The 2788-nt window shown below is 42.5% G+C and carries 2 protein-coding genes; both read left to right on the top strand.

The genetic code is table 11. The features are described from left to right. The first annotated feature begins 321 nt into the window (after positions 1-321). A complete protein-coding gene (locus tag BO222_RS00235; protein WP_075817340.1) occupies positions 322-1269 on the top strand; it encodes an NTP transferase domain-containing protein in 948 nt (315 codons plus the stop codon). A 13-nt stretch (positions 1270-1282) separates the two neighbouring features. After that, a complete protein-coding gene (locus BO222_RS00230) occupies positions 1283-2305 on the top strand; it encodes a ribose-phosphate diphosphokinase (RefSeq protein ID WP_233131178.1) in 1023 nt (340 codons plus the stop codon). The last annotated feature ends 483 nt before the right edge of the window (positions 2306-2788 follow it).

Genomic DNA, 2788 nt, shown 5'->3' with positions numbered 1-2788 from the left:
GGGAAGAGAGAATGGAGCAGTGGCAAACGGCCCTGAATCGAGTTATAGTGTGTTTGGTAATTTTGTTTATTGAGCATGAACATATTTTACCAAAAAAGGCACCTCATCCATTACGGATCAGGTGCCTCTTTTTATTTTTGGACTGTCAGAAATTTAACAGCCCCTCATCTAAGATTTCCTAATTGAATGGCATTACATAAAGAGTCTGAAACTGTCCCTGTTTCTATTGCCACAATCGTTCACATAAAGATTCGATCCTGATATGGAAGGTTTGGAGTATGATTTTGCTGTGATAGAATAGACGCGGAAAGCAGGTGTTTGATGAATAAAAATGCTATTGTTCTGGCTGCAGGAAAAGGAACCAGAATGAAGTCCGAGTTGAGCAAACTGCTGCATCCGATCATTGACCGTCCAATGCTTGCCTATACGCTTGAAGCGATCGATCAGGCAGGTGTAAACCGGGTGGTGATTATTGATGGCTATCAGGCTGAACAGGTAGAAAAGGCATTCCCAGGCCGGGAATTTGCCCTTCAGGAACCTCAGCTTGGCACTGGCCATGCCGTGATGCAGGCTCAGTCTTTAAAAGATGAAAAGGGTTATACGCTGGTTATCAATGGAGACGGCCCCTGTATCCAGCCGGAAACTCTGAACTTCCTGTTTGATCAGGCACAGGGATCCGCATTGACTTTGATGAGCTGCATCTTTGATGAAGGCGCTCATTATGGACGGATTCTGCGTGATGAAAATGGAGAATTTCTGGCCATCCGGGAAGCGAAGGACTGCACAGAGGAAGAAAAGAAAGTGAATGAGATTAATGCAGGAGTATACTGCTTTAATAATGAGGATCTTTTCAAATCTCTTCAGGAGCTGACCAGTTCCAATGCTCAGAATGAATACTATCTGACTGATCTGGTAGAAATTCTCAAAGGCAAAGGAAAAAAGGTCAAGGCGATTCCAATTGAAGACCCCGACGAGCTGCAGGGAATCAATGATCCAATTGAACTTTATGCCGCCTATTCATGGGTTAAAGACAGAATCAATCAAAATTGGATGAAAAAAGGCGTACAAATCGTCGATCCGGCTCGTACAGTCATTGGTAAGGATGTCGTGATTGGACATGATGTAATCATTCATCCCAATACAGAATTACTTGGCAGCACAGTCGTAGGTGATTATGCAGAAATTTTGCCAGGTTCTTATTTAAAAAATGCAGATGTTCAGGAAGGAGAGGTTGTCGGACCCAATGCGATTCGCGTTTCCGGCAAATAACAGAACACAAAATATGAATTCAGAGATGAGCAGACATGCACAGCTTAGAGAAGATATCGTTGTATTTGCCCTGTCTTCAAGTCACGATCTCGCAGAAGAGATCTGTCGTATATTAGATATTCCACTTTCACCATGCGAATGCCTTCAGTTTGCGGATGGAGAAATCCTGGTTGAATTAGGCGCTTCTGTTCGCGGGAAAGACGTTTATTTTGTTCAGTCAACCAATAAGCCAGTCAACAAGCATTTAATGGAACTGCTGATTGCCATTGACGCCTGCAAACGGGCCAGCGCAAGATCAATCAACTGCGTCATTCCTTATTTTGGATATGCCAGACAGGATCGAAAGGCAAAACCTCGTCAGCCAATTACAAGTAAACTGGTTGCCAGCCTGCTTGAAACCGCTGGAGCAAACCGCGTAATTACCATGGATCTTCACGCCACTCAGATTCAGGGATTCTTTGACGTGCCTGCGGATGATATCAGCACGTTAAGCATCATCGGAAACTACTTCCTGAAGAAAAAAGATCTCAATCCTGAAGATATTGTTGTCGTGTCTCCTGACCATGGCGGAACCGTTCGGGCCCGCAAACTTGCCGATCAGCTTGGCGCGCCTGTAGCGATTATCGACAAGAGAAGACCAAAACCAAACGTGGCAGTAGCTATGAATCTTCTGGGAGATGTCAGCGGCAAAACAGCTGTTATCATTGATGATATGGTCGATACTGCTGGTACTCTGACCAGTGGCATCAATATGCTTTATGAAAAGGGAGCCAAGGACGTATATGCCGCCTGTGCTCACGGGGTTCTTTCTGGACCTGCGATTGAACGTCTGAAATCCTCTCGGTTAAAAGAATTCATCGTAACCAATACGATTGACCAGAACGAACATAAGGCAGAATACGATAATATGGTGGTTCTTTCCATTGCTCCTCTTTGCGCAGCGGTCATCGAAGCCATCCAGTTAAAAGAATCTCTTTCAACGGCTCTTCATAATGCCATTGAAGTCGATCTTCATGAAGAAGATTCTAAAAACTAAACAGGTTTAAATTTTAGAATGAAAATTCAGACTAATATTTTATTTAGAATAGAAATATCAAGATTCATCCATCAAATTCTATAATTTTTAGAATTTTTCAGAAATAGATGATTCAGAAGAATCAGACAAGGACTTCATCTTACAATTTTGGATGAAGTCTTTTTTATGACTTTTTCTGGATCATTTTTGACCTGTAAAAAATCAACGAGCCTTGGCTCAGAACAAAAATGAGAAGGGGCTGTTAAATTTCTGACAGTCCAAAAATAAAAAGAGGCACCTGATCCGTAATGGATGAGGTGCCTTTTTTGGTAAAATATGTTCATGATCAATAAACAAAATTACCAAACACACTATAACTCGATTCAGGGCCGTTTGCCACTGCTCCATTCTCTCTTCCCTCATATTGAGATGGATTCTGTCTTCACTACTGTCAGTTCCTTTGTCGATGATTATCTCGACCTTGCCCTTTATCCTTCTTTTGCC

The sequence above is a fragment of the Ileibacterium valens genome, from assembly GCF_001945525.1.
GTDB lineage: Bacteria > Bacillota_I > Bacilli_A > Erysipelotrichales > Erysipelotrichaceae > Ileibacterium > Ileibacterium valens.
The sequence above is the reverse complement of the archived record's forward strand: the minus strand, read 5'-3'. Positions and strand labels throughout refer to the sequence as shown.

What these genes read in the sequence shown, in the direction of transcription:
- BO222_RS00230 (WP_233131178.1), top strand. Translation starts at nt 1,283, where the DNA reads ATGAATTCAGAGATGAGCAGACATGCACAGCTTAGAGAAGATATCGTT.
- BO222_RS00235 (WP_075817340.1), top strand. Translation starts at nt 322, where the DNA reads ATGAATAAAAATGCTATTGTTCTGGCTGCAGGAAAAGGAACCAGAATG.